General features: G+C 59.6%; 19 protein-coding genes and 2 pseudogenes. 10 read left to right on the top strand and 11 right to left on the bottom strand.

Going from position 1 to position 22,358, the window contains the following annotated elements; translation table 11 throughout:
- From AWB68_RS04985 to AWB68_RS04965, 5 genes are all read left to right on the top strand, one after another.
- Window positions 1-663: an amino acid ABC transporter permease gene (locus AWB68_RS04985; protein ID WP_200828633.1), complete on the top strand. Its 663-nt coding sequence runs from the start codon at window positions 1-3 to the stop codon at window positions 661-663.
- 79 nt (window positions 664-742) lie between these two features.
- Window positions 743-1,498 (top strand): SDR family oxidoreductase, encoded by a 756-nt coding sequence (locus tag AWB68_RS04980; protein WP_087643246.1) that lies wholly within the window; start codon window positions 743-745, stop codon window positions 1,496-1,498.
- 285 nt (window positions 1,499-1,783) lie between these two features.
- Entirely contained in the window at window positions 1,784-2,755 is a 972-nt protein-coding gene (locus AWB68_RS04975) for a LysR family transcriptional regulator (protein ID WP_087643245.1), read from the top strand.
- A 403-nt stretch (window positions 2,756-3,158) separates the two neighbouring features.
- Window positions 3,159-4,172 carry a Gfo/Idh/MocA family protein gene (locus AWB68_RS04970; protein ID WP_087643244.1) on the top strand — a complete coding sequence of 338 codons (1,014 nt, stop codon included), beginning with the start codon at window positions 3,159-3,161 and terminating at the stop codon, window positions 4,170-4,172.
- Complete coding sequence (locus tag AWB68_RS04965) at window positions 4,117-5,151, top strand: hypothetical protein (protein WP_125482875.1); 1,035 nt, start codon at window positions 4,117-4,119, stop codon at window positions 5,149-5,151. The genes AWB68_RS04970 and AWB68_RS04965 overlap by 56 nt, the downstream gene beginning before the upstream one ends.
- 35 nt (window positions 5,152-5,186) lie before the next feature.
- Here the strand turns inward: AWB68_RS04965 and AWB68_RS04960 are convergent, their stop codons facing one another.
- The gene (locus tag AWB68_RS04960; RefSeq protein ID WP_087643242.1) at window positions 5,187-6,314 is read right to left on the bottom strand and encodes an aminotransferase class V-fold PLP-dependent enzyme; all 1,128 of its coding nucleotides are present in this window, start codon (window positions 6,312-6,314) and stop codon (window positions 5,187-5,189) included.
- A 232-nt stretch (window positions 6,315-6,546) separates the two neighbouring features.
- On the opposite strand from AWB68_RS04960, the gene AWB68_RS04955 reads away from it, so the two are divergent.
- Window positions 6,547-6,915 (top strand): site-specific integrase, encoded by a 369-nt coding sequence (locus AWB68_RS04955; RefSeq protein ID WP_374729553.1) that lies wholly within the window; start codon window positions 6,547-6,549, stop codon window positions 6,913-6,915.
- Between the two features lie 323 nt (window positions 6,916-7,238).
- Window positions 7,239-8,027 carry a hypothetical protein gene (locus AWB68_RS04950; protein ID WP_087643298.1) on the top strand — a complete coding sequence of 263 codons (789 nt, stop codon included), beginning with the start codon at window positions 7,239-7,241 and terminating at the stop codon, window positions 8,025-8,027.
- A gap of 288 nt (window positions 8,028-8,315) precedes the next feature.
- Here the strand turns inward: AWB68_RS04950 and AWB68_RS04945 are convergent, their stop codons facing one another.
- From AWB68_RS04945 to AWB68_RS04925, 6 genes and pseudogenes are all read right to left on the bottom strand, one after another.
- The gene (locus AWB68_RS04945; protein ID WP_087643241.1) at window positions 8,316-9,569 is read right to left on the bottom strand and encodes an MFS transporter; all 1,254 of its coding nucleotides are present in this window, start codon (window positions 9,567-9,569) and stop codon (window positions 8,316-8,318) included.
- 91 nt (window positions 9,570-9,660) lie between these two features.
- Entirely contained in the window at window positions 9,661-10,761 is a 1,101-nt protein-coding gene (locus AWB68_RS04940; protein ID WP_087643240.1) for a porin, read from the bottom strand.
- A 23-nt stretch (window positions 10,762-10,784) separates the two neighbouring features.
- Window positions 10,785-11,327, bottom strand: coding sequence for a hypothetical protein (locus AWB68_RS51980; RefSeq protein ID WP_510183568.1), 543 nt, complete (start codon window positions 11,325-11,327; stop codon window positions 10,785-10,787).
- Between the two features lie 69 nt (window positions 11,328-11,396).
- Window positions 11,397-12,400: pseudogene (locus tag AWB68_RS51975) on the bottom strand (bifunctional 3-(3-hydroxy-phenyl)propionate/3-hydroxycinnamic acid hydroxylase); the annotation flags it as partial.
- A gap of 89 nt (window positions 12,401-12,489) precedes the next feature.
- Complete coding sequence (locus tag AWB68_RS04930) at window positions 12,490-13,440, bottom strand: VOC family protein (protein ID WP_235028213.1); 951 nt, start codon at window positions 13,438-13,440, stop codon at window positions 12,490-12,492.
- 59 nt (window positions 13,441-13,499) lie between these two features.
- Window positions 13,500-14,348, bottom strand: coding sequence for a fumarylacetoacetate hydrolase family protein (locus AWB68_RS04925; protein WP_087643238.1), 849 nt, complete (start codon window positions 14,346-14,348; stop codon window positions 13,500-13,502).
- Between the two features lie 225 nt (window positions 14,349-14,573).
- Between AWB68_RS04925 and AWB68_RS04920 the strand changes: the two genes are divergently transcribed.
- Window positions 14,574-15,245 carry a TetR/AcrR family transcriptional regulator gene (locus AWB68_RS04920; protein ID WP_235028212.1) on the top strand — a complete coding sequence of 224 codons (672 nt, stop codon included), beginning with the start codon at window positions 14,574-14,576 and terminating at the stop codon, window positions 15,243-15,245.
- 340 nt (window positions 15,246-15,585) lie between these two features.
- Here AWB68_RS04920 and AWB68_RS04915 read toward each other — a convergent pair whose 3' ends face one another.
- The gene (locus AWB68_RS04915; protein ID WP_087643236.1) at window positions 15,586-16,776 is read right to left on the bottom strand and encodes an MFS transporter; all 1,191 of its coding nucleotides are present in this window, start codon (window positions 16,774-16,776) and stop codon (window positions 15,586-15,588) included.
- A gap of 111 nt (window positions 16,777-16,887) precedes the next feature.
- Between AWB68_RS04915 and AWB68_RS04910 the strand changes: the two genes are divergently transcribed.
- Window positions 16,888-17,850, top strand: coding sequence for a GlxA family transcriptional regulator (locus tag AWB68_RS04910; protein WP_087643235.1), 963 nt, complete (start codon window positions 16,888-16,890; stop codon window positions 17,848-17,850).
- 30 nt (window positions 17,851-17,880) lie between these two features.
- Here AWB68_RS04910 and AWB68_RS04905 read toward each other — a convergent pair.
- Both AWB68_RS04905 and AWB68_RS04900 read right to left on the bottom strand, forming a co-directional pair.
- A pseudogene (locus AWB68_RS04905) lies at window positions 17,881-19,200 on the bottom strand (aromatic acid/H+ symport family MFS transporter); the annotation flags it as partial.
- A 104-nt stretch (window positions 19,201-19,304) separates the two neighbouring features.
- Entirely contained in the window at window positions 19,305-20,435 is a 1,131-nt protein-coding gene (locus tag AWB68_RS04900; protein ID WP_087643234.1) for a porin, read from the bottom strand.
- Between the two features lie 572 nt (window positions 20,436-21,007).
- Here AWB68_RS04900 and AWB68_RS04895 point away from each other — a divergent pair.
- A complete protein-coding gene (locus AWB68_RS04895) occupies window positions 21,008-21,565 on the top strand; it encodes a 4-hydroxylaminobenzoate lyase (protein ID WP_087643233.1) in 558 nt (185 codons plus the stop codon).
- Window positions 21,566-21,738: 173 nt separating this feature from the next.
- Here AWB68_RS04895 and AWB68_RS04890 read toward each other — a convergent pair whose 3' ends face one another.
- Window positions 21,739-22,320 (bottom strand): NADPH-dependent FMN reductase, encoded by a 582-nt coding sequence (locus AWB68_RS04890; protein ID WP_087643232.1) that lies wholly within the window; start codon window positions 22,318-22,320, stop codon window positions 21,739-21,741.
- Window positions 22,321-22,358: the final 38 nt, after the last annotated feature.

Here is a 22,358-nt window from a genome sequence, read left to right as displayed (position 1 = left end):
ATGTCCCACATCAACGTGGTCTATCCCTACATCGCCGTCCTCCTGCGTGGACTCGGCATGACCCTGGCGTTCACGGTCGGGTGCGCAATCGTCGGAAGCCTTGGGGGCTTTGTTCTCAGCTTGCTGAGGATGTCGTCGAATCGCCTCGTCAAGGCAGCGACGGGTTTTTATGTCGAGTTCTTCCGAGGGACACCGCTGCTGATTCAACTGTTCTGGATGTTCTTTTGTCTGCCGGTCGTTTTCAACGTTTCGATCGCGCCGGCCGTTTCAGTTTTGCTTTCATTGACGCTTTATATGGTCGCCATTACGAGCGAAACATTTCGCGGCGCATTGAGATCGATCGCCTCCGAGCAGCACGATGCATCGATGGCACTCGGCCTCACTCCGAGAGTCAAGATTCTGTATGTGATCTTTCCTCAAGGCCTGCTGCGGGCGACGCCGCCGCTGCTTTCCAACGTGATCAGTCTCTTCAAGGAGAGCGCGCTCATCTCGAGTGTAGGTATTGCGGACCTGATGTTCGTCGGTCAGAACATCTCGAACAACACCGCTCGTCCGCTGGAGTTTCTCACCGCAGTCGGCGTGATCTACTTTCTCGTTGCGTTTCCGCTTACGCGGCTGGTCGGTGTGGTCGAGAGCCGCCTGCTGCGTCGTTACGCCTATTGACGCGCGAACGATTGCGAGGCGATCGGCGCACGCGCTGTCGGATGGATTTTGTTACAAGCAACCACTTCATCGAGGAATCATGAGTCGAATCACCAACAGTTTGCCGTACCAGTCCGCTGTCGTCACTGGCGCATCGAGCGGTATCGGACGCGCCGTTACCCGAAGGCTCGTGGGCGAAGGACTGCGGGTTCACGCGATCGATCGCGATGCCGAACAACTGAAAAGCCTGGCGCGCGAATGCGATGTCGAGACAACCGTCATCGATCTTCAGGACACGACCAGACTCGCTGAGCTGTTCATGCGGGAGGAGATCGACGTCGTGGTGAACAACGCGGGCGTGTTGCCCGGCACGGGAAAATTTGGAGAGCGACCGGAGACGGATATCGATTTGATGCTCGACATCAATCTGCGTGCGCCGTTGCATATCGCGCACATGGCCCTGCAGGGGATGCTGGAGCGAAAGCGAGGCCATTTGTTTTTTGTCGGATCGAGCGCCGGGCGGTATCCGCATCCGAACTGCGCGGGTTACAGCGCCACGAAAGCGGGCATCAGCATGTTCTGCGATGCCTTGCGCTGCGATCTGCTCGGCAGCGGAGTCCGTGTGACGGAGATCGCACCGGGACGCGTACAAACGCACTTCTACCGGACGGCGCTTGGCGACACGACAGCGAAGGAGAAACTCTACGACGGTTATCGCTCGATTCAGCCGGAACATATCGCGGAACTCATAGGCCGGGCGATGACACTGCCTGACTATGTCGATGTCTCTCGTATCGAGGTGTTCCCCACGGATCAGGCGGCCGGCGGATCCCAGATCGTGTCATACGAGCAATAGGGCATTTTATCGAGGGCGCCCAAGCGGGCTACGCGGAGCCGTGCCTTCATTTTGCGAAGTGAAGCTCTTTCGCGGCAGCCGCTCCGCAAGCATCGCTCGTTAATCGAGCCGCTATTTTGGCAGGGACTACAATGGCTGGATCATCCGGGCTTCCATGAGCTCGCGGCAGGTTGCGCCGATGAGGCCGTCGCGTGCTTACGACGCACGGACTTGCACGCCGTATCGAAACCGGACAACGCGACGGACGGAATTCATCCTGCGGCTTCTTCAACGACCAAGACAGCGATGACGCTTCAGCAGCTCCATTACTTTCTCGCCGCTATCGAACACGGCACGCTTTCCAAGGCAGCGGAGCTGCTGAACGTGGCGCAGCCGACGCTTTCTGACCAGATCATCCGGCTGGAAGAGTCGATGGGAACCACGCTGTTCATTCGCACGAACCGGAAGCTCATGCTGACCGAAGCGGGTCGGCGGCTTCAGCCATTCGCCCAAGCGACCATCACTGCATCGAGACAAGGCTACGAGGCGGTCCAGTCGGTTCGGGAACTGAAGGGCGGCGTCGCGAGCTTTGGCACATTCGGAACGGCGCACCACTACTTTCTCACGGACCTGATCAAGGAGTTTCGAACCCGTTTCCCGGAGATGAAGGTGAAGATCGTGGGGAACAACTCGTCTGAGATTGCCGAGGCGGTGAGCCGCGGCGAACTCGAGGCGGGGCTCGTCATGATTCCGCTGAACGAGCGCAATCTCGCGGTCAGCGAGCCGGTGTGGTCGGCACGCGTGGGCTATATCAGCGCGGAGCCGAGCAGGGTCGAACGGCCGAAAACCATCGAGGAGATAGCGGACGCGCCTCTCATTTTGACGGAGGCCCGCTGGAATACTTCCGATTCCATTCGAACGACGCTCACGGCCCGGGCGGAGAAAGCCGGGGTGATCCTCAATCCGATCATCGAAGTGGATCATCAGCAGACGGGGTTCGAGCTGGCTGCACAAGGCGTGGGCGACGTCATTGCGTCACAACCGATCCTTCATCAATTGGGGTACGCAGATCGTCTTGGATGGACGCCGCTTGATCCGCCGCTTTACGAGGTCTTTGCGTTCATTCATCGCTACGACGCCCCGTTGTCAGCATCGACGCGTGTGCTGATTCAAATGATGCGTGACCATCTCGCGCGCATTCAAAGACGATATGCGCACCTCGATTCGGATACGCATTCGGCCGAAAGACACGGTGACGATACGCGCGACATCCCCTGATGTTGTGTTCGCGCTCATCGTACTGAGATCACTAACAGATTTTTCGTGACCTGGTCCGTATGTCGGCAGAGACCGACCAGCGCCAGGCGATCCGGCATGAGCGAATGGCCGTTAGACTTTAAGAGCGGGTCGTCTCCTGCCCTACGCGAACCGGTCAATGGCAAGCACTCCGCCGGTTCAACGTCGGGCCGGGTTCAGCCAGAAGACGATTTTCGACCGCAATTTCACTCGGTCATCCGGACGTCGGCTTCGACCAGCAAACTTGTATCGGCGATCGCAATCACCGAGTGTAAACTGGCACGATCGGACGCTTCTGGTCCTTCCCGGGCTCATGGACTTGCCGACTCACACGGTTGTTCAGCCCGCTCTACTCCTCAGATACTGAATCGGAAAAGGGAAAGTCATGGCAAGGGATGAAATTGTCTGGGGGATCCTGGGCGCCGCGAAGATCAACGACAAGGTTGTCATGGCCATGCACAGCGCACCAAAGTGTCGGGTGAAGGGCATCGCGTCGCGATCTCAGGAGAAAGCTCGGGCAGCCGCAGCCAAATATGGTTTGACTGTCGCATACGACAGTTACGAGGGGCTCCTGGCGGACCCGGAAATCGATGCGGTATATATTCCGCTACCCAATCACATCCACGTGGAATGGACGATCAAATCGGTCGAGGCGGGCAAGCACGTCCTGTGTGAGAAGCCCATCGGGCTGGACGCCCAACAGGTTGAACGACTCATTGCTGCGCGCGACAGGAACGGTCGATGCATACAGGAAGCCTTCATGGTTCGCACGCATCCGCAATGGTTGAAGGTGCGGAGCTTGATTGACGAAGGGGTGATTGGCGAATTGCGGGCGGTGTCCGGCGGTTTCACTTATAACAACACAAACCCGCACGATATCCGCAACCAGAGCGGACTGGGTGGCGGCGGTCTGCTCGATATTGGTTGTTATCCCATCACGATGTCACGCTTCGTTACCAGGTCCGAGCCAGGACGAGTGGTTGCCCTGATGGAGCAGGATCCGATATTCGAAGTGGACCGGCTTGGCTCTGTGCTGATGGATTTCGACGGTGTGCAGGCGAGTTTCTTTTACTCGACTCAGATCCATAACTATCAGCGGATGCAATTTCACGGAACCAAGGGGCGGATCGAGGTCGAGATTCCCTTCAATGCGCCAAGCGATCGACCGACGCGTCTGTTGGTGAGTGAAAACACAAGCACCGGTATCGGGTCTGATCGCTGGCTGGAACTTCCGGTATGCGATCAATACGGCATCGCAGCCGCCGCGTTCGCGGAGGCAATATTGAGTGGAAGCCCGCAGGCTATTCCGCTAGAAGATGCGCGTGCAAATATGCGCGTGATCGATGCCGTGTTCCGCTCGGCTCGATCCGGCGCGTGGGAAAGAATCCTGGAAAGTTAAGGAGCTACGCAGAAGCACGATCGCCTTCCGTAAAATCATTGAAGCACATAGGGAGTCATCCAATATGACCGCCTTCCTGAACAACTTTGATCCGTTTCGTCACGACGTCCTTTACGGGCTGCAGGGGTCGCGCGAAACCTACGTTTTTGCGTATATCGAGAAAATCTACCAGGCCCAGCCGCCCGAAGCGAAGGCGCGCTTCGGCGCGATGGAAGAAGGCGACCAATTCCCGGACGACTTTGCTAGCGAAGTCTATACCGCGATCGAGAAGCAAGGCACATACATCAATAGCTACAATGAGCCCATCACAAGTGGGGACTTTTCCCAGATCGACCGTATAACGCTAGCCCGTCCTACCGAGCCGCGCATCCTGCATTACCATCAGTTGCTAAGCCAGACCCGGTATGCCGTTCAACGGGTCGGCGCCGCGACGCTCCGCTCGCTTGCAAAAGGTGACGACCGTCTGGCGTCGGCTACCGGTACGGCGACACTTTCCGCGCAGCAGCTTGCCGCGCTGCGCCTGCACCTTGCCGTGCGCCGCGCCTGCAAGTTCGGCATCGAGTACATTTCGCGCCAGCGCGAGGTGATCGTCCACTACATCCTCGACGGCATCAAGTCGGAGGACGTCGTCAACAAGACGAGCTACGGCGTGATGGGCGGCACGAAGGGTTTGCCCATTACCACATCCGAGATCCGGTACATGTTCCGCAACTGGTTCGACCTCAAGAATCAGGCGATCGAGCGCAAGATCATCTTCTACAACGACCAGGCCGAGGTGCGCGCGCCTTGGTACGATGCGCCCACCCTGTGGCTGCCGTACGCGCAGCATCGCGTCGACAAATACACGCGGGCGAACCCGAGGCTCGGATTGACCGAGGACAACCATGTGGAGGCTTTCCGCCGGCTCTCCGCGCAAGGCCGGGCGAGCGACGCGCTGCAGCATTTCTTCGTGCTGCCTACGGCCGGTGGGCTGACCTGACCCCCTGTATTCGCAAGTATTTCCGGAAAAGCGCTCTAAAGAATACTGTCCAACGCCTTAGCGAGCCTGGCGACCGCGCCTTCGACGTCATGCAGTTTGTCCAGGCCGAACAATCCGATGCGGAAGGTCTTGAAATCTTCAGGCTCGTCGCATTGAAGGGGAACGCCGGGCGCGATCTGCAAGCCGGCGTCGGCGAATTTCTTCCCGGATCGTATGCCGTCGTCGTCCGTGTAGCTGACCACGACGCCCGGAGCCTGAAAACCTTCGGCCGCCACGCTTTTGAAACCTGCACCAGTCAAGAGTGCGCGAATGCGCTTGCCGAGTTCAAGCTGCTCTGCTCTCACTTTGTCGAAGCCGTATGCCTCGGTTTCCTTCATGACGTCGCGCAGCGTCGCGAGACTGTCCGTGGGCATCGTGGCGTGGTACGCGAACCCACCGTTCTCGTAGGCCTCCATGATCTGTAGCCATTTGCGAAGATCGCAAGCGAAGCTGGTGCTGGTTGTCAAGTCGATTCTTTCGCGGGCGAGAGGGCTGAGCATGACCAGTGCGCAGCAGGGTGACGCGCTCCATCCCTTTTGCGGTGCGCTGATCAGGACATCGATGCCACTGGCCTGCATGTCCACCCAGACCGTACCGGAGGCAATGCAATCCAGTACAAACATGCCGCCGACGGCATGAACGGCGTCAGACACTGCGCGCAAATAGGCATCAGGCAGCAGCATCCCGGATGCGGTTTCGACATGTGGCGCAAAGACCAGATCCGGCTTGTTTTCCTTGATCGCCGCGACCACTTCTTCGATCGGAGGTGGTGCGTATGCGGCCTGCCTTCCTTCTTCGACCGGACGCGCCTTCAACACTACTGACTCAGACGGAATGCCGCCCATGTCGAAAATCTGCGACCAGCGGAAACTGAACCAGCCATTGCGGATGACCAGACACTTCCTGTTCGTCGCGAACTGCCGGGCGACGGCTTCCATGCCGAAAGTCCCGCTGCCGGGGACGACAACGGCCGACTTCGCGGTGTAGACTTTTTTCAGGGCGCCGGAAATATCGCGTACGACGCCTTGAAAGAGTTGCGACATATGATTGATTGACCGGTCGGTGTAAACGACTGAATATTCGAGAAGTCCCTCGCGGTCGACATCGGGAAGTAAGCCTGGCACGATCGCCTCCTGTAATAGACGAATAAAACGAATCGAAAACAGATTCTAACGAAAGCCACCCGCGACGGCATCGGCCGGGACGCCGCCGGTACCCATCCAACGAGTGTCGGCATGGACCCGCCGTCGGGCCACGCCGGTAGGGATGCTCCAGTGGCAAGAATCGGCACGATTGTGAACCTTCACTCGTGCGTGTTTCAAAATGAAACTCCCGTCTTTCTTGTGTGAGTGCGCCATGAAGACCGAACAACCCGGTGAGGCCTGGAACAAAGTCAGGCTGGTCGGCCAGAAGCCACAGTTCAGGCTCAAAGATCCTTGGGCCATCCGGATCCACCTCCAGAACGCTCATGCTGTCCGCGATCTTGCCTTGTTTAACCTCGCAATCGACAGCAAACTGCGCGGCTGTGACCTTGTCAGTCTGCGAGTTCGCGATGTCACCCACGTCAATCAGGTCTTGCTGCGGGCACAGGTCGTTCAGCGAAGACGCAGCGCCCCCGTACAGTTTGAACTAACTGAGCCAACCTGGTTTGATGCGAGTATCGCCACGACCCGACTCGATGGATTTCTGCCCGACGACGATCAGAGCATGCGCGACACCGCTTGAAAATTCGACCGATTAACCGCGTGCGCGCCGGCGATTACGCCAGCGTTGTCTCACCAGCCCTGTCGGCGCGCGATTGGCCGTACCCGACCCCCATGTGCCCTTCGACCCGACGCGATCGCTACGCCAGCTTCCAAAGCGGAACAGCCATTCGAGCAGACGTCTTGGCCGGGAGGTTCTCGGCCTGCCGCCGGGATTGCTGAGCTGACGAAGAACGGATCAAGCCGGTGCCTACGGCCGCTGCCGCGCGGTCGAGTTGACCGTGCAAGGCTTTGCGATAGACTGCCTTGATCCTGGAGGGGTTTGTCGTGGCTGATCTTAAAACCATGTTGGTCCGTTCGAACGCCGCTTGCGCCCTGGTTTGCATGTCGCTGCTGGCGCACGCCGGGACGTCGGCAGACTCAGCCACTGCTACCCATGCGACTGAGCCTGACATTTCCGCTTCTGCAGATGCCCTGTCGAGGCGGCCTTTCGTGGGCGACGACCCGGTTGCCATCAGAGACGCCTTGGCGGAGCAGAGCTTCAATGCCAACTCGCCTTCGTTGAGCGATCGCATCCGGAATCTGATCCACGTCCCTGTCCCCAAGACGCCAAGCGATCGCGACTCGACGAAAGCCAGTCTCGACCGCGACCTGGCTTTCGTCGTACCGGCGTCCTACGGGATACGATATCGGTCAAAGACGCACGTGTTGACGGTAAACGTAGATCTGTCCGATGACGACAATCCGGGCGTGATCATGCTCAAGAAGACCATAACCGGACCGCGCGGTCGAAAGCTTGTGGTGGCGCCGGAGGCGAAGGCCAAGGGGTACATCCAGCATATCGATCTGATTGAGCTCAAGTCCGGCGAAGGGAACAAAACCACGGTTCACGGACGCGTGACACTCTCGCAGGCGGCGTTCTCCGAAGCGAATGGAGACTTCGCGATTGTGCTGATGTGCAGCATGGCGCCGCCTTACCTGACCGACCGACGCGAACATAGCGATCCCAGCAACGACGAGCCCACCGACATCACAACAAGAACCTCGACGCTGTATGCCAACATCCACGCCATCTGGCTGGTGAGCCCGCAGCGGGGTATCGTGCTATCGAAGAAGCTGCATCTGTCGAAGTGAAGAGCCCCATCCCGTGAATCGACTCGCAGGTGTGCCAACGACCGCACTCAAAGTCCAACGGCCGCTTGCTCACGCATGGTCGGCTGCCATTTCTCGGCCAAGGCGCCGGGCAGCCGATGCCCGGCGCTTGGCAGCTTCGCGCCGAATGCGGCCATTGCTTAGGATGCGGCGGTCACGTTGCTCGCGCGGAGCATCAGGCCGGCTTTCGGTCCGCCGTCCGGGATCCCGGGCGGCCTGAGGGCGTTCAGAGTTATCCGATCCGCCGGCCAGTCTCAACCCATCGCGCCATCAGTCCAATGCGACGGCAGGCGTCTGCACGCGGGTCCGGGAGGGCGCCGTTTCCTTCAGACTCAACGCGACAACGAATCCGATGGCGAGCGCGGCCAGCCCAAGATGCATGATGTACTGAATGCCGAAATGCTTCGCGATATAACCCGCGAGCGCCGGCGCGAGCCCGCCTCCGAACACTTCGCCAATACCGACTACCAGGCCCGAAGCCGTCGACATCAGCTTCGCCGGCACCGATTCCGCGCTCAACGGTCCCACCGTCAGTGTGATCATGCTGAAAACGAAAAGCAGCGTGAGAGTGAGGTAGATGAAAAGCAACGTCGGGTCCGCACCGGTCCGCATGAGAAGGAACAGGAAGACGGCCGCTCCGACCACCGAGAAGATCATGACCGGCTTTCTGCCCAGTCTATCGGAAAGAGCCGGCATGACGAGGGTGCCAAGCGTGCCGCCGAAGCCAATCGCCGAAAGCACATAGCCCATCTGCTGCATGCTCAGGTGCAGGTAGTCGATCAGGTAGCTGGGGAAAAGCGCGCTCAATACGACGAGGCAAGTCAGCCAGCACAGCATGCCGACGATGTTCAACGATATGTTCCGGTAGCGAAAGACATCGGTCCACTTGTGGGGGGCGGCGTCGTGCGTCGCCGTGTGGAATGCAGCAGCCGCTGGTTGAGTATTGCGCAGCACCTTCAACATCAAGAAAGCAACCAGCAACCATGGAATCGACACGACCGCGAAGATCCAGTGCCACGGCAATACCTTGAGCAGTTGCGTCACGAGGATCGGCGCGATGCCCAAGCCAAACAGTGGCAGCGCCATCTGCTGAATGCCGATGTTGCGACCGTGACGCGTCGGCTTTGATGCATCAAGAGTCGCAATAATGCTCGCAGGCGTGTACGCGCCCTCGGCAAAGCCCATCACCGCGCGAATCAGGATCAGCGAGCCGACGCCTGTTGCAAGGCCGCTCAAGCCCGCTAACAGCGAAAACACGATGATCGCCGGAATGATCACCTTGCGGTGGCCGACGCGGTCGGACAGGTTGCCCATGAACATCGCCGAAACTCCCCACGCGACGGCCAGCGCACCCGTGATGTGGCCAAGGTCCTGATAGTCGAGATGCAAATCTTTCATCATGATGGGAAAGAGCGGCATGATCATGAAGCGATCGATACCAACCAGTCCAAAACCCAGCGACAGCAAGGCCACGGCCTTCCACTCATAGGCGGTATCCCACCTGGAACCGGTGTTGTGTTCCATGCTTGTAAACTCCAGATTGATAAGCGGCGTCGCCAGGGCGACAGTCCCGCGTGCGCGATGGATTCGCGCGTGCGTTGGGAAGGGCTACGGTCTAGAAAGCGGTCTGCAAGCCGAGGCGGCCGATGAACTGATGCGGGGTGCTCGATTGACCCGCGCCGTTGATCCAGGCGTTGTGTCCGCCTTCGACGTCGCCGCCCGTCCACTGGTAGACCGCTTCGGCGTACAACGTGGTGCGCTTGGAGAGGAGGTACTGAGCGGCGCTCGTGACTTGCTGTGCCCTGTTGTGGCTCAACTGCGCGTTGCCCTTCATGTACTGATAGTTGGCGCCGAGCCGGATGTCCGGCATGAACGTATACAACCCGCCGGCCTGAACCGCCTGCACGACGCCCCCCGTTAGCGTATTGCGCGTGTTGGTGTAGAGCGCGTTGAGATACAGATCGCCGATGGTCTGACTGAGCCCGCCTCCGAAGTTGCGAATCCCGTCGTGACCGTTGTTTAACGCCGCGTACTTGGTTTCGTTATACGCGGCCGCCATGCCGAAGCCGCCGATCGCGTAGTTCACGCCGAAGCCCGTCGTGTTGTTTGCGGAAAACGAGCCGGGCGTATTGCCGAAACCATACAACGCACCGAGCCTCAGGCCTGCGAAGGTCGCGGATACAACCTTGACCGAGTTCGAAACGCGCGATGTGCCGCCGGTCTGGTCGAAGTCGAACGAGCCGGTTGGATTCTGTGGAATGCCGAGTGCCGCGAACGGCCCTTGTCGCATGTTGTAGAGGCCGCCATAGGTGAAGGCTCCATCCAGTCTCGCGGGCGGGAAGAAAAGGAAGTCCGCCATCAGGTTGTACTGCTGGCCGAACGTGATGCGCCCGACATCGTCCTTCGACAGACCGACAAAAGCCTGTCGGTTGAAGTCGGCGTTCGGTCCCGGGATTCCCGCGCCGCTATTTACCGAAAACTGGGACGCCAACTCGAACAGGGTTTTATAACCTCCGCCCAGGTCCTCGACACCGCGGATGCCCCAAATGCTGGGCGTCCAGATCGAGTCCTCGGCTTTGAAATTGTGACTGCCTTTTTCGTTGCTCACATAGCTCACGCCGACGTCGAGAAGACCGAACAGCGTCACGCTGCTTTGCGCTTGAGCGTGCGGGATTAGCGCGTATGCCGCCGCCAGCCCGCATAGTGTCTTCCTCATGTTCTCCTCCGTTGTTGGGTTCTTCAGGAAACGGCCGCTTCCGCGCGTTCAGCGATCGGAAGCCGCGACACGAGATCGGCCAGTAACGCCGGCAGGTCCTCAAGCTTCTTCACTCCGCCGAAGATGTAGTAGTCGGGCCGCACGACGATGGCTTTAACGCCGTGCTCATCGAAGAATTGCTTGTACTTGCCACTGACATCGAGCAGCACTCGATCCTTGACGGCTTTGTCCTCGTCGGTGGTTACGCCGACCGAATGCCCGCCGATGGCCGCAAGCGCCGCTTTGCCCTGCGCGTCGAGATACTGATTCGGATGTGCGTCGAGTGCGATGACGTGAAAGCCGTTCGGCACTGCATCGTCGTAGCGGGATTCAACGCCCAGGTTCTTCACTTGACCATGTACGCTGAGAAGTCCGGCAACACTCTCGCTGGCGAACGACGAGTCCTTGCAGATCAACCCATCGGTCAAGCCCGGGAATGGCGGCAGCGGCGGCACTTGACCAGAGAGATACGCTTCGTCGCGACGAGCCGCCTCGTCCTTGTCGGAGATGCAGACGACCTGACCCATCGCGATCGACGCATCGATCACCGCGCGCACTTGCGGACGACGCTCAGGCGTATAGCCTTCAAGCACACGATCCGATGACATGCCCTTGAGGATCAAATCGAAGCGCCAGGCGAGATTCCATGCATCGCGGATGCCGGAGCACATGCCCTGGCCCATGAACGGCGGCATTTGATGGGCAGCGTCTCCCGCGAGCACCACGCGGCGGTTATGCCAGTCCCTCGCAATCAGCGAGCGGAACTTGTAGACGGCATAACGCACCAGCGTCGCGTTTTCAGGCGTGACCCAAGGCGACAGCAGTTCCCACACCTTCTCGGGCTTCTGCAGTTCTTCGATCGTTTCGTGCGGCAGGCGCATGAATTCCCAGCGACGGAAGCCGGGGCCGCCCGGCACCATTGTCGTCGGCCGAGTCGGGTTGCACCACTGGCCGATATCGGGCACGTCGAGTGTCACGCCATCGTTCGGCTTCAGATCGATGACGAGCCAGTCTTCCTGGAAGCCGAGATCGTCAAACTCGATGTTCTGCGACTTGCGGACAAAGCTGTTTGCGCATCCGCCCCGACGACGTAGCGTGCGCGCACCGTCTGTGTCTCACCGGTCTGATCCCAGTTCGCGCCGTTCATTGCGCCGCGACGCAGAGTCAATTCGCAGCAGTCGGACAACTGTTGCAATCGGGTCGCCTCCCAGCCCTGTTGCACGGAAACATTTGGCAGCGACTTGGCCTTCTTGTCGAGCAGCGCTTCAAGCGACGGCTGATTGAAGAGGTAGCCCACCGGGCCGTCGCTGATCGATTCCGCCGACCAGTCGATCTCGACAAGCGTCTTCCAGTCCGCGTTGAACCACTGATATTTGGATGACGGTTGCGAGATGCGCTCGACGTCCTCTCCAATATCCATCGCATGAAACACGCGACGGATCTCGTGGTCGTGAAATACGGCACGCGGAAGCGGATAAAGCGATGGCCAGCGGTCGAATACCGCAACGTTATAGCCGCGCTCTCCAAGAAGGATCGAGAGAGATTGTCCGACCGGTCCGTAACCGACAATCGCGACGTCGAGGATGTTTTGATCTGTCATTTCAGTTCACCTGCTGAAAAATGAGCGAGTTGTGCCCTGGCGCCGGATGAACCGGCAGCCATCGAATCAATGCAAAGGGTTTGAAGCGGTCAGTCTTCGGAAACGACGCCGGCTTCGGTGTTGTGGATGAAGTCGTCGGGGACCGGCGGCCCCCACAGGTACAACGAGTCTTCCGGCGCGAAGTCGCCGGCGGGCCACACTTGCCCGGCCGACACGAAATCGATGTCGGCGGAGTACTCGCAGAACGAGCCCCACGGGTCCTGCACGTAGTGGAAGTAGTTCGAACCCAGGACGTGCCTGCCGGTACCCCAGCCCTTTGTGAAACCGGCAGCGGCCATTTGCGACGCGCCTTGACCGACGAGGTTCATGTTATCGACATCCCACGCCGCGTGGTGCCAGCCGCGCGCACTGCTCTTGGCGAACGCGACCAGATGATGGTCGCTGCCGTGCGGCGCATGCGTGAATGCGATGATGTCGAGCGACTTGTCCGACAAACGCAGGCCGAGTGCCTTGCCGTAGAAATCGAGCGCACCAAGGACATCAGGCGAGAACAGCAACACATGAGAGAGACGTTTCGGACGAACGGTCTTTGCTGCTGAACGCATGTGCGCACCGCGCTCGTCCGCATGGCTCGACGCGACAACGCACGGCTCCTTGGTGACCGGCGTCGTCTTCGGACCGATCTTTACCTGGATCAAGTTGCCGTCCGGATCCCGAAACCAGAAACCAGAGGCATCGCCTCGATCGTGAGGCGCGGCCAGTTCGGCGCCCGCCGTCGTCACCTGATCGAGGATCGCTGCGAAATCCTGTTCGAAGCAGCTGAACGTCAGATACGCCAGCGACTTTCTCGACGCGGGGAAGATGCGCGCCCAACGATGACCATCGGCCGCACGCAAGTCGAGTTCCGCGGCTGCTGCTGCCACATCGAGACCGAACGCGCCGAAGAAGCGCTCGGCATCGGCTAGTGAGGGAACGTCGAGTGCGAAGTGATCGATCGAATGAACACTCGCGCATGCAGATGCTACTACCGGGTCGATCATGACCATGTGTCTCCTTTTCGATAGGCGCCGGCTCTTCGTCCGGTTTCGCCGATGGGAAATTACCGAGTTGCTTCGTCAGCGATCACGTTGCGCAGGGTGCCAATCTTCTCGACCGTCACTTCGCAAACGTCGCCCGCTTTCATCAAGAGGCGCGGCGTGCGCGCCCAGCCGATGCCCGACGGCGTGCCGGACACGATCACGTCGCCCGGTTCGAGCGTGATGGCTTCGCTGATGACGCTGATGAGCGTCGCGACGTCGAACACCATGTCGTCGGTGCTCGCCGACTGAACCACTTCGCCGTTCACGCGCGTTTCCAGCAGCAGGCCTTTCGCCCCGGCGGGCAATTCATCGGCGGTCACGAGGTCGGGACCGAATGCGCCCGTGCCATCGAAATTCTTGCCAACGGTCCACTGCGGCGTCTTGAACTGATACTCGCGCACTGAGCCGTCGTTGAAGAGCGCATAGCCCGCGACGTGCGAGAGTGCGTCTTCTTTCGATATGTGGCGACCGCCCGTTCCCAGCACGACCGCGACCTCGCCTTCGTAATCGAGCCCTTCGGAGTCGGTCACGCTCGGACGGATCATCGGCTGCTCGTGCGCAACCAGACTCGTGTTGACACGCAGGAACAAGGTCGGGTAGTCGGGCTGCTCGTACTTGCTTTCTTTGGTGTGGTCGGCGTAGTTCAGGCCCACGCAAATGATCTTCGGCGGCTTTTGCAGCGGCGGAAGGTACTTCAGTCCGGCCGCTTGAACCTTTACCTCCGTGATGTTGGTACTCGCGTACTCGTCCAGACGGACGCCACGCGCGAGAAGCGACTCGAGCGTCTCATCGCCGATAACGCGCACGTGATCGCCTTCCCGAACGCCGAGGGTTGCCTTGCCATCCTTTTCGAAACTAACGAAGCGCATATCTATCTCCTGTAGGCCCCCGAGACGAAACGCCTCAAGGTGTACTCGATCTCGTGTTGACGAAGTTGTCATTTTCAATTCTAGCCATATTGACGATCTCGTCAATATGAATTCGCATAGGACAAACCCGCAGAGCGTATGCGCTGCTAAAATCACGGCAGATCAATGGGATAGCCAATGGACGCGACAGAATCGACCGAGAACCATCGAACCCGCGTCGGTGCGTTGCGCCGTGAGAAGACGCGCATTCGTCTGATTGAAAGCGCGCTGGGCGTTTTTGCAGACAAGGGGGCGGACGCCCCGACGATCGATGACTTCATCGCAGCAGCGGGGGTTGCCCGCGGGACGTTCTACAACTACTTCCGCACGACTGCGGAACTGCTGTCGGCAGTGGCGGGCGAAAGCAGCGACGAAGTGCTCGCGGTCATCGATCCGCTCGTGCGTGCGATCGATGATCCGGCGCAACGGGTGGTGGTTGGCTCGCGGCTTTATATGGGGATGGCGGCACGGTATCCGCTATGGGGAGCGTTCATCACGCGCGTTGGCACGAAGCGCGGTTCACGAGGCCGCCTGCTGGATGAGTACCTCACCCGCGATCTGCAGGCAGGCCTTGATGCAGGACGATTCGGCGCCGTGGATGTGGTCGTCGCGCGCGATATTGCTCTTGGCTCGATCATGTACGGCATCGAAACGCTCTTGTCCGGCGAGGCCCCCGCCGACTATGCCGAGCAATCCATGTACGCGCTCATGCGCGCGTTCGGTATCGGAGCGAGGGAAGCCCGCAAGCTGGCCTACGCGCCAATCGCCAATCCTCCTGCGCCGCGGGGCACCATCTTTGAACGGGTCGATGCATTGGTAGAAGGAGACGCTGGCCTGCATCGTAACGCGACGAGTTAGGGCGCCAGCATTTTAGAGCGGCCGTCGCCGAGCGCTCGAAAGAGAAAGCGAAAAGCTCCTCGAATTGTCTCGTACGTGACCACGACACCACGTTCGCGCAACAACTCCTCGATCGGAAATACCAGCGAACCGCGCAGCTGATGACGACGGCAGGAAGCGGTGGCCGTGATAAAGAGATTCCGTTTTCTTCATCGCTTTATTTTCCCGCCGCCTGCCCGTCAACCTGACAGAGCCCCAAGTGGCGACACCCATGGTCCATCGCGCTCGTCTGCACGGCCCCGCTCCATGGGCGCGACGTCTAAACAGACGACGCTATTTCAGAGCGCCAGTGCTTGGTCAATCAGACCGGCTCGGTCTCGCGATGGGTCGTCGCGGGGTACCGTGTGCACGACAGATCGATGCGATGTTGCGCGGCTTCGGCAAGCAAGAATGCGATCGCAATCAGCGCGGCCGCAACGATACTCAGGTACTGCCCGCCGATCGACTGGAGCACTGCACCGCCAAGCACGCCGGAGCAGGCAAGTCCGAAGTATGTCGCGGTATTGTTCAGCGCCAGCAGCAGAGGTGCCACGCCTGGCGCGAGTTGCACCAGCCGGTGTTGTTGCGGGACGATGAGCCCCCAGCCGCATATGCCCCAGATCGCGAGCGCAACTGCCGCGCTGATTGCATGGGCGGATGTCCACGGCAACGCACAGAAATTGATGATGGCAAGCCATAGCATTGCGTTGATGATGTTGCGGCTTTCGAAGCGGTCGACAAGGCGGCCGGACAAAAGATTCCCGGCCGTCGCCGCGACGCCCCACAACAAGAACATCGCGGCGAGAATGCGCGCGTCGCCGTGCGTTACACGCTGCAGCACCACGCCCGCATACGTGTACACCATGAGGAACCCGCCGAAGGCGAATAACGAAGTAAGCAGGGTGAGCGCTATCCGTACATCGCGGACCGGCGCAAGCCGATCTCGCAACGTGACGGATGCAGGACGGGGAACGGATGGCAGCATCGTCCAGACACCGATCATGGCCACCATCCCGAGCAGAGTGACGAACCAGAGCGTCGTTCTCCAGCTTCCGAATCCGCCGATGAACGTGCCGATCGGCGACCCGAGAGCCGTGGCCCCCGTCAGTCCGGCTGTTACTGCCGCTAACGCACGGCCGCGTTTTTCCGGCGGTGCAAGCGCAGAGGCAACGCCCAATGCGGTAGGCGAGAACAGCGCTGCGCCGAATCCTGACAGAGCCCGGCTAAACAAAACCCAGTGCAAGTCCGTGGCGACCGCGCTCATCATGTTGCCGGCGACGAAAATGCCGAGCGCGGAAACCAGCAGAAGCTTGCGCGGCAAGCCGCCCGCCAAAGCCGCCATGACAGGGGCAGCGATCGCGTACGTCAATGCGTAAAAGGTGACCATCAGCCCCGCGAGGCTCACGGATGTATTCAATGACGCGGCGACGCCCGGAAGAATACCGGCCACGACGAAGTTGTCGGTCCCCATTGCGAACATGCCCACGGCCAGTATCAGTAGTCGACGATCCATATGAAAGCTCTTGAGATAAGCGGTTTGAGGGGATGGCTAGAGAGTAATCGTCGTTGACCGTGTCTCAAATGTCATTTATACAAGCGATTCAGGACATGACCTGGGCAAACCATGCACACGATTGGCTTCGTTGTATTCCCGAATTTCTATCTAATGGGCTTCGCGGCAATTACCGCTTTTGAACTGGCGAACGTCGTGCTCGGAGAGCCGACATACGAAGTGACGCTCCTGTCTGAAGAGGGAGGGCTCGTATTGTCCTCGGCAGGTATTCGTGTAGAAACGCAGCCCTTCTCCGACGCCGCATTGGACACCGTCATGTTGGGCTCGGGCGTCGAGATCGACATTGTCTCTGACGCATTGACTGCCTTCGTCAAGCGCGCTCTGATAACGTCGAGGCGGATCGTGGCACCCTGCACAGGCGCGTTTATCCTGGCCGCAGCGGGGATTCTGGACGGTCGCCGAGCCACGACGCACTGGCGCTTCGCACACGATCTACAGCGCCGTTTTCCGACCATAGCCGTCGAAGAGGATCAGATTTTCATCGTCGACGGACCGATCTGGACTTCGGCAGGCATGACAGCCACGATCGACATGGCGCTCGCCATGATCGAGAAGGATCATGGCCAGGACGTTTCACGCGCTGTAGCCCGCAAGCTTGTCGTTTATCATCGCCGCGCCGGCGGGCAATCGCAGTTCTCCACCTTGCTTGACCGCGATCCGAAATCCGACCGGATCCAGAAGGCGATCGACCATGCGAACGCCAATTTGCGCAATGCATTGACCGTCGAGGAACTGGCCGAGGTCGCCGGCTTGAGCCCACGTCAGTTCAGTCGCGCTTTCAGTGCTGAAACCGGGCAATCCCCTGCCAAAGCCGTCGAGCATTTGCGCGTGGAAGCGGCGCGGCTGTTGCTGGAAAAAGGGCGCTTATCTTTGGACGTGATCGCGGACGAAGTCGGCTTCTCGGATCGGGAGCGAATGAGGCGGGCGTTCCTGCGGACCATCGGGCAACCGCCCCAGGCCGTCCGGCGCTTGAGCAGGGAGATCCGTGCGACGACGGGAGACGCTCAACAATGACCGCATGGATCCGGAACTCCCCTTTTCCACGGAGGCCATGACAAACAGCGTCGCGGCGGCGACAAATGCCGGTATGGACATCATCGTGAGGATAGCAGCCATGTTGTAGCCTGCCGCCAGAAGCGTTCCGCCGCCAACGGCGCCGAGAATGCCGCCCAAGCGCCCGATGCCAAGCATCCAGGCCACGCCAGACGCACGGCCGTCCGTCGGATAGAACAGCGCCGCGAGCGCCAGCATCGACATCTGTGCACCGGTCATGCAGACGCCAGCGATGAAGGTCAGAAACGCCAGCGACAGTCCGCTGTCTATCCTCTGCCCCATGGCCCAGACGGCGACGCCCAATAGCAGAAATGCCAACGCGACGACTCGGCAGGGATTAAAGCGGTCCATCAACCAGCCACAGCCCAATGCGCCCAGAACCCCGCCAGCCGGAAACAGAGCGGTCACGAGCGCGGCCTGGCGCAGCGTGAACCCGGCATCGCGAACAAGTGTCGGCATCCAGCTTGTCAGCGTGTAGTAGACGAGAAGCCCCATAAAGTATGCGAGCCAAAGCAACAGCGTGCCGGGTCGGTATTGCGCCGAGAGAATAAGCGCGACCGGCGCGCGCCGCGTTCCCTCGACGTGCTCCGAGACAACGAACCGCGACGCCATGATGGCCGGCTTATCGGCGATTCGTCGAAGTACCCGGCGAATTGTCTCGGCGGGCCAGTTCCTGACTACCATGAAGCAGATCGACTCGGGCAACGCCAGGAGGCCGAGCGCCAGCACAATCGGAACGATGCCGCCGACAACGAAGATCGCGCGCCAGCCAAAGTCAGGTATCAATGCCGCCGATACCAGACCACCCGCAGACGCGCCGAACGTGAACCCGCAGAACATGATGTTCAAAAGAAGAGCGCGTCGCTTCGCGGGCACATATTCGGACAGCAGCGTTGTCGAGTTGGGCAGCGCCGCGCCAAGACCGATTCCGGTAAGGAAGCGCAATACGGTGAGTTGCCCGATGTCGGACGCAAAAACACACGCCGCGGTCCATACGCCGAAGAAAAGTACCGAGCCCATCAACACCTTGCGTCTGCCGATCCTGTCGGCGCAAGGCCCCGCCAACAATGCGCCGATTGCCAGCCCGACCAGGGCTGCGCTCATCACCGGCCCGAGAGCAACGGTCGATATCGTCCACTCCCTGGCGACCGCTGGCGCGACGAAGCCGATGGCGGCCGTGTCGAATCCGTCGGCGGCAACAATCAAGAAGCAGATGAAGAGGATCAGCCACTGGTAACGCGAAAAGGGATGTTCGTCGATGAACTTCTGGACGTCGAGTGTCCCCGACGCATCCATATCAAGTGCGCTCATAACAACTCCGGATTTGAAGCATGAGAAAAAAGGAATTGGTGGAACTTTGTCCAACTGCACTCATGGCAAGCGCGATGCGCTTGTCACGGGATGACGGCGGGCGGCTAGAACAAATGACGCACCCCAATCATCGCGCCGAGCTGTCCCATGCCCGCTGCAGGGGTGGTTCCTCCGCCACCGGCGCTCACGGAAAAGCGCGCATGGGCGCTGTTCCACAGGTAGGCGCCGTTCAGATAGACCGCCGTCGCCTTCGATAGAAAATAGGTGGCGCGCAACGTCACCATCGTCGCTCGCGCATCCTGTTCCCGGACAATGATCCGGAACGCCTCGCCATCGAGTACAAAACTCGGCGTCACGTAATACTGGGCACCGATGAAGAACAGATTCGAACGCACGTCGGGCGCTGCGGCAGAAGCCGTCTCGACATCGCGTCCGATCCATCCGGCGCCTACCTTCAGTCCCGCGAACTTGACGTAACCGTTCGCAAGAATACGAGCGTCCTTGTCGCCAGACGTCAAAGGAAACGGTGCCACGCCATCGAAGAAATTGGCGGCCGCGTTAGTTCCTCCGCGCTGCTCGTCGTAGGCGGTAGCGAAACCGAAACGAGTCGCGTCGTACCTGATCATCGTGCTCCAGTCACGGCATTGACCAAACTGCCCCGGAACCTGGCCCGCGCATAGGCCTTGCCCAGGGGAGTTCCCCGTCCCGGCCGAGTCGCGCCCGAAGGAATACGACGCGCCCAGCGTCAGACCTTTGTACGTGCCCTTGTAGACGACGGTGTTGTCGCTGCGGGCGTTTGGCAGGTAGTTGTCAAGTGCACCAATCCCGTGGATATCCGGGCCAAGTATGTCTGCATCCGACAGCGCCCAGTAGACCATGTTGTACTGCCGCCCCAAGGTCAACGCGCCCCAGGGTCCCTCAAGGCCAACCCAGGCCTGCCGGCCAAAGAGACGGCCACCCTGCCCGAGATCCCCTCCGCGCGGATTGAAACCGCTCTCCAATGTGAAGATAGCCTTGAGCGCACCACCAAGATCTTCCGAGCCTCGCAAGCCCCAGCGCGACGGCAACTCGCCGCTCACCCCTGGCATCCGAACTACACCATCACCGATGGCATTTGCATGCGAGACGTATTCCACGCCTGTATCGATCAGGCCGTACAGCGTGACGCTGCTCTGCGCGAACACTGATCCGCTCAACATGCTCAAGCCAAACGCTACGATCCTTCCAAGCTTCATGACCTCTCCGAGATTGTTGTAATAAGCTTCGGATAACGAGTTAAATACGTAGACTCGACTCATGGAGGCCGAGCTTATGGGTGCAAATAAGAAACGACAACGAGGCTAAGTACGCAGTGTGCCGGTCCGGCAAACCCATTCGACATGTCCCAGGAAAACTAAAATTCTTCCGGCTCGCGCAGCGAGAGTTTTATAGACCATAAAAGCGCCGGCTTATAGCTTCCTCTACGCGAAAAGCATCCGTGGATGATTCGACACGATCATCATGAAGTCGCAGTGAAATGTCTTCATAGAGGTATTGCAGGTCATGCGATACGTGCGTGCGCCGCTCTGAACACGCCGCCTGAATTAGCGGAACACCGCGGCGCGTTGGCCGCGGAACCCGACTTGCATGCTGTGCATTGTCAAATTGAAAAGTTGTCGCTTCTTTGATCAATGTCGATATGGCATCTTACTAAGCAGGCAACTGCCAAGAGACGCATGAAGCATTCGAGGAGTGCCAAGCCCGTTTGCGCGCCGCCGAAAGGCAGCCTGCAAAGAGAAATTTCCCTACATACCGAATGAGGACCTGAATGTCACAAGCCCAAGCTTTGAGCAGCAAGGACGATCTGATCGCGCGATGCCTTCCATTCCTTGAGGAGGTCAAGGACATGACCACGGGGACCGAAGTTGAAGAATGGCTCAACAGCAAGTACGGCACGGATAGCGAGTTTTACAAGGATTTGGCCCGCTTGATCAGGATTGGTGTCGAGGACGAAGGCTGGGCTGCCAACATAGAGATTACCGGGCGCGAGTATCGCCGGGCTCGGCTCGTCGAGCCTTCTGAAAAGACGTTCGGGTTCAGCATCACTGCCGTCTACATGAATAGCGCCGGAAACGATCAGAACAATCCCGAGGGCAGCTTCCGTGGCGACTACCACGCTCACCCGTACGGTGAATTCAACATGGTGGTGTCGCTCAATGACGGCGCGGCGCTCGCGGGGCCAAACGGCTGGTGTTATGGAGGCTGGACGGCCCCTGCACCGGGAAGCCATCACTATCCGGAAGCCAAGGGCGGTGCAATCATTGCGCTTTTCTTCCTGCCAGCCGGTCGCATTTCGTACACCGTCAAGGCGCCGGATGCGAGATAGCCATCCGATCCGGCGGCACTGAATCGCGTAGCGATATCTTCTTGATGTTCATGCCGAAGCCACGTTTGGCCCTCGGCTTTCTGACCGACGAGTGCATGGCACTCGTCCAGTAACGCCGAATCATGCCATCGAGGCGCTCGTGATCGAGATCACGAGCGCCGACTATCCCTGCCCTACCTGCTGGACAGTTGCCGTGTGACGCCGACCAGACCAGCCCCGACCGCGCGGACTTCAGCGTCTGCCTTTGCGTCGGCGAGGTTGCCATCTTTTGTGAAGGCCAGGTGGGCGGCGCCAAGGGAGAAGCCTTGCGGGATAACGATGGCGCCCAACTTTTCCAGCACACCCCGCATGCCCAGCATCGAACGAAGGCCACCCATCGGTCCCGGCGATGCCGAGACCACGGCGGCCACCTTCCTCGCGAAAAGTAGAACGCCGGGCTCGCCGCTTTCGCGAGGTCGGCTGATCCAGTCGATCGCGTTCTTGAGCGACGCCGTATATCCTCCATTGTGCTCGGGGGATGCGATCAGGAGCGCCTCATGCTCGGCAAACAATCGCTGCAGTTCTCTCACGCGTTCAGGAACGCCGCGCTCCATTTCGAAGTCCCCTTCATAAAGCGGCAACTGATAGTCGGCCAGTGAGATGAACGTCACCTCGCCTCCGTCGTCATGCGCACCACGCGCCGCTACGTTCAAGAGTTTTCGATTCAAGGAGTCGCGGCGAGCGCTTCCGCATAGAGCAAGAATTTTGATGGTCATATCGTTAAAGTAAAAACAGCGGTGACAAAGAAAATCGC

Source organism: Caballeronia choica (assembly GCF_001544535.1).
Taxonomy (GTDB): Bacteria; Pseudomonadota; Gammaproteobacteria; order Burkholderiales; family Burkholderiaceae; genus Caballeronia; species Caballeronia choica.
This window is presented reverse-complemented; position numbering and strand designations above follow the sequence as displayed.

Coding starts and splice junctions, on each gene's coding strand:
- AWB68_RS51980 (WP_510183568.1), bottom strand. CDS start 11,327: ATGGGTCAGGTCGTCTGCATCTCCGACAAGGACGAGGCGGCTCGTCGC.
- AWB68_RS04900 (WP_087643234.1), bottom strand. CDS start 20,435: ATGAAGCTTGGAAGGATCGTAGCGTTTGGCTTGAGCATGTTGAGCGGA.
- AWB68_RS04895 (WP_087643233.1), top strand. CDS start 21,008: ATGTCACAAGCCCAAGCTTTGAGCAGCAAGGACGATCTGATCGCGCGA.
- AWB68_RS04915 (WP_087643236.1), bottom strand. CDS start 16,776: ATGGATCGTCGACTACTGATACTGGCCGTGGGCATGTTCGCAATGGGG.
- AWB68_RS04950 (WP_087643298.1), top strand. CDS start 7,239: ATGTTGGTCCGTTCGAACGCCGCTTGCGCCCTGGTTTGCATGTCGCTG.
- AWB68_RS04890 (WP_087643232.1), bottom strand. CDS start 22,320: ATGACCATCAAAATTCTTGCTCTATGCGGAAGCGCTCGCCGCGACTCC.
- AWB68_RS04945 (WP_087643241.1), bottom strand. CDS start 9,569: ATGGAACACAACACCGGTTCCAGGTGGGATACCGCCTATGAGTGGAAG.
- AWB68_RS04925 (WP_087643238.1), bottom strand. CDS start 14,348: ATGCGCTTCGTTAGTTTCGAAAAGGATGGCAAGGCAACCCTCGGCGTT.
- AWB68_RS04985 (WP_200828633.1), top strand. CDS start 1: ATGTCCCACATCAACGTGGTCTATCCCTACATCGCCGTCCTCCTGCGT.
- AWB68_RS04965 (WP_125482875.1), top strand. CDS start 4,117: ATGCCGTGTTCCGCTCGGCTCGATCCGGCGCGTGGGAAAGAATCCTGG.
- AWB68_RS04940 (WP_087643240.1), bottom strand. CDS start 10,761: ATGAGGAAGACACTATGCGGGCTGGCGGCGGCATACGCGCTAATCCCG.
- AWB68_RS04910 (WP_087643235.1), top strand. CDS start 16,888: ATGCACACGATTGGCTTCGTTGTATTCCCGAATTTCTATCTAATGGGC.
- AWB68_RS04975 (WP_087643245.1), top strand. CDS start 1,784: ATGACGCTTCAGCAGCTCCATTACTTTCTCGCCGCTATCGAACACGGC.
- AWB68_RS04970 (WP_087643244.1), top strand. CDS start 3,159: ATGGCAAGGGATGAAATTGTCTGGGGGATCCTGGGCGCCGCGAAGATC.
- AWB68_RS04930 (WP_235028213.1), bottom strand. CDS start 13,440: ATGATCGACCCGGTAGTAGCATCTGCATGCGCGAGTGTTCATTCGATC.
- AWB68_RS04980 (WP_087643246.1), top strand. CDS start 743: ATGAGTCGAATCACCAACAGTTTGCCGTACCAGTCCGCTGTCGTCACT.
- AWB68_RS04955 (WP_374729553.1), top strand. CDS start 6,547: ATGAAGACCGAACAACCCGGTGAGGCCTGGAACAAAGTCAGGCTGGTC.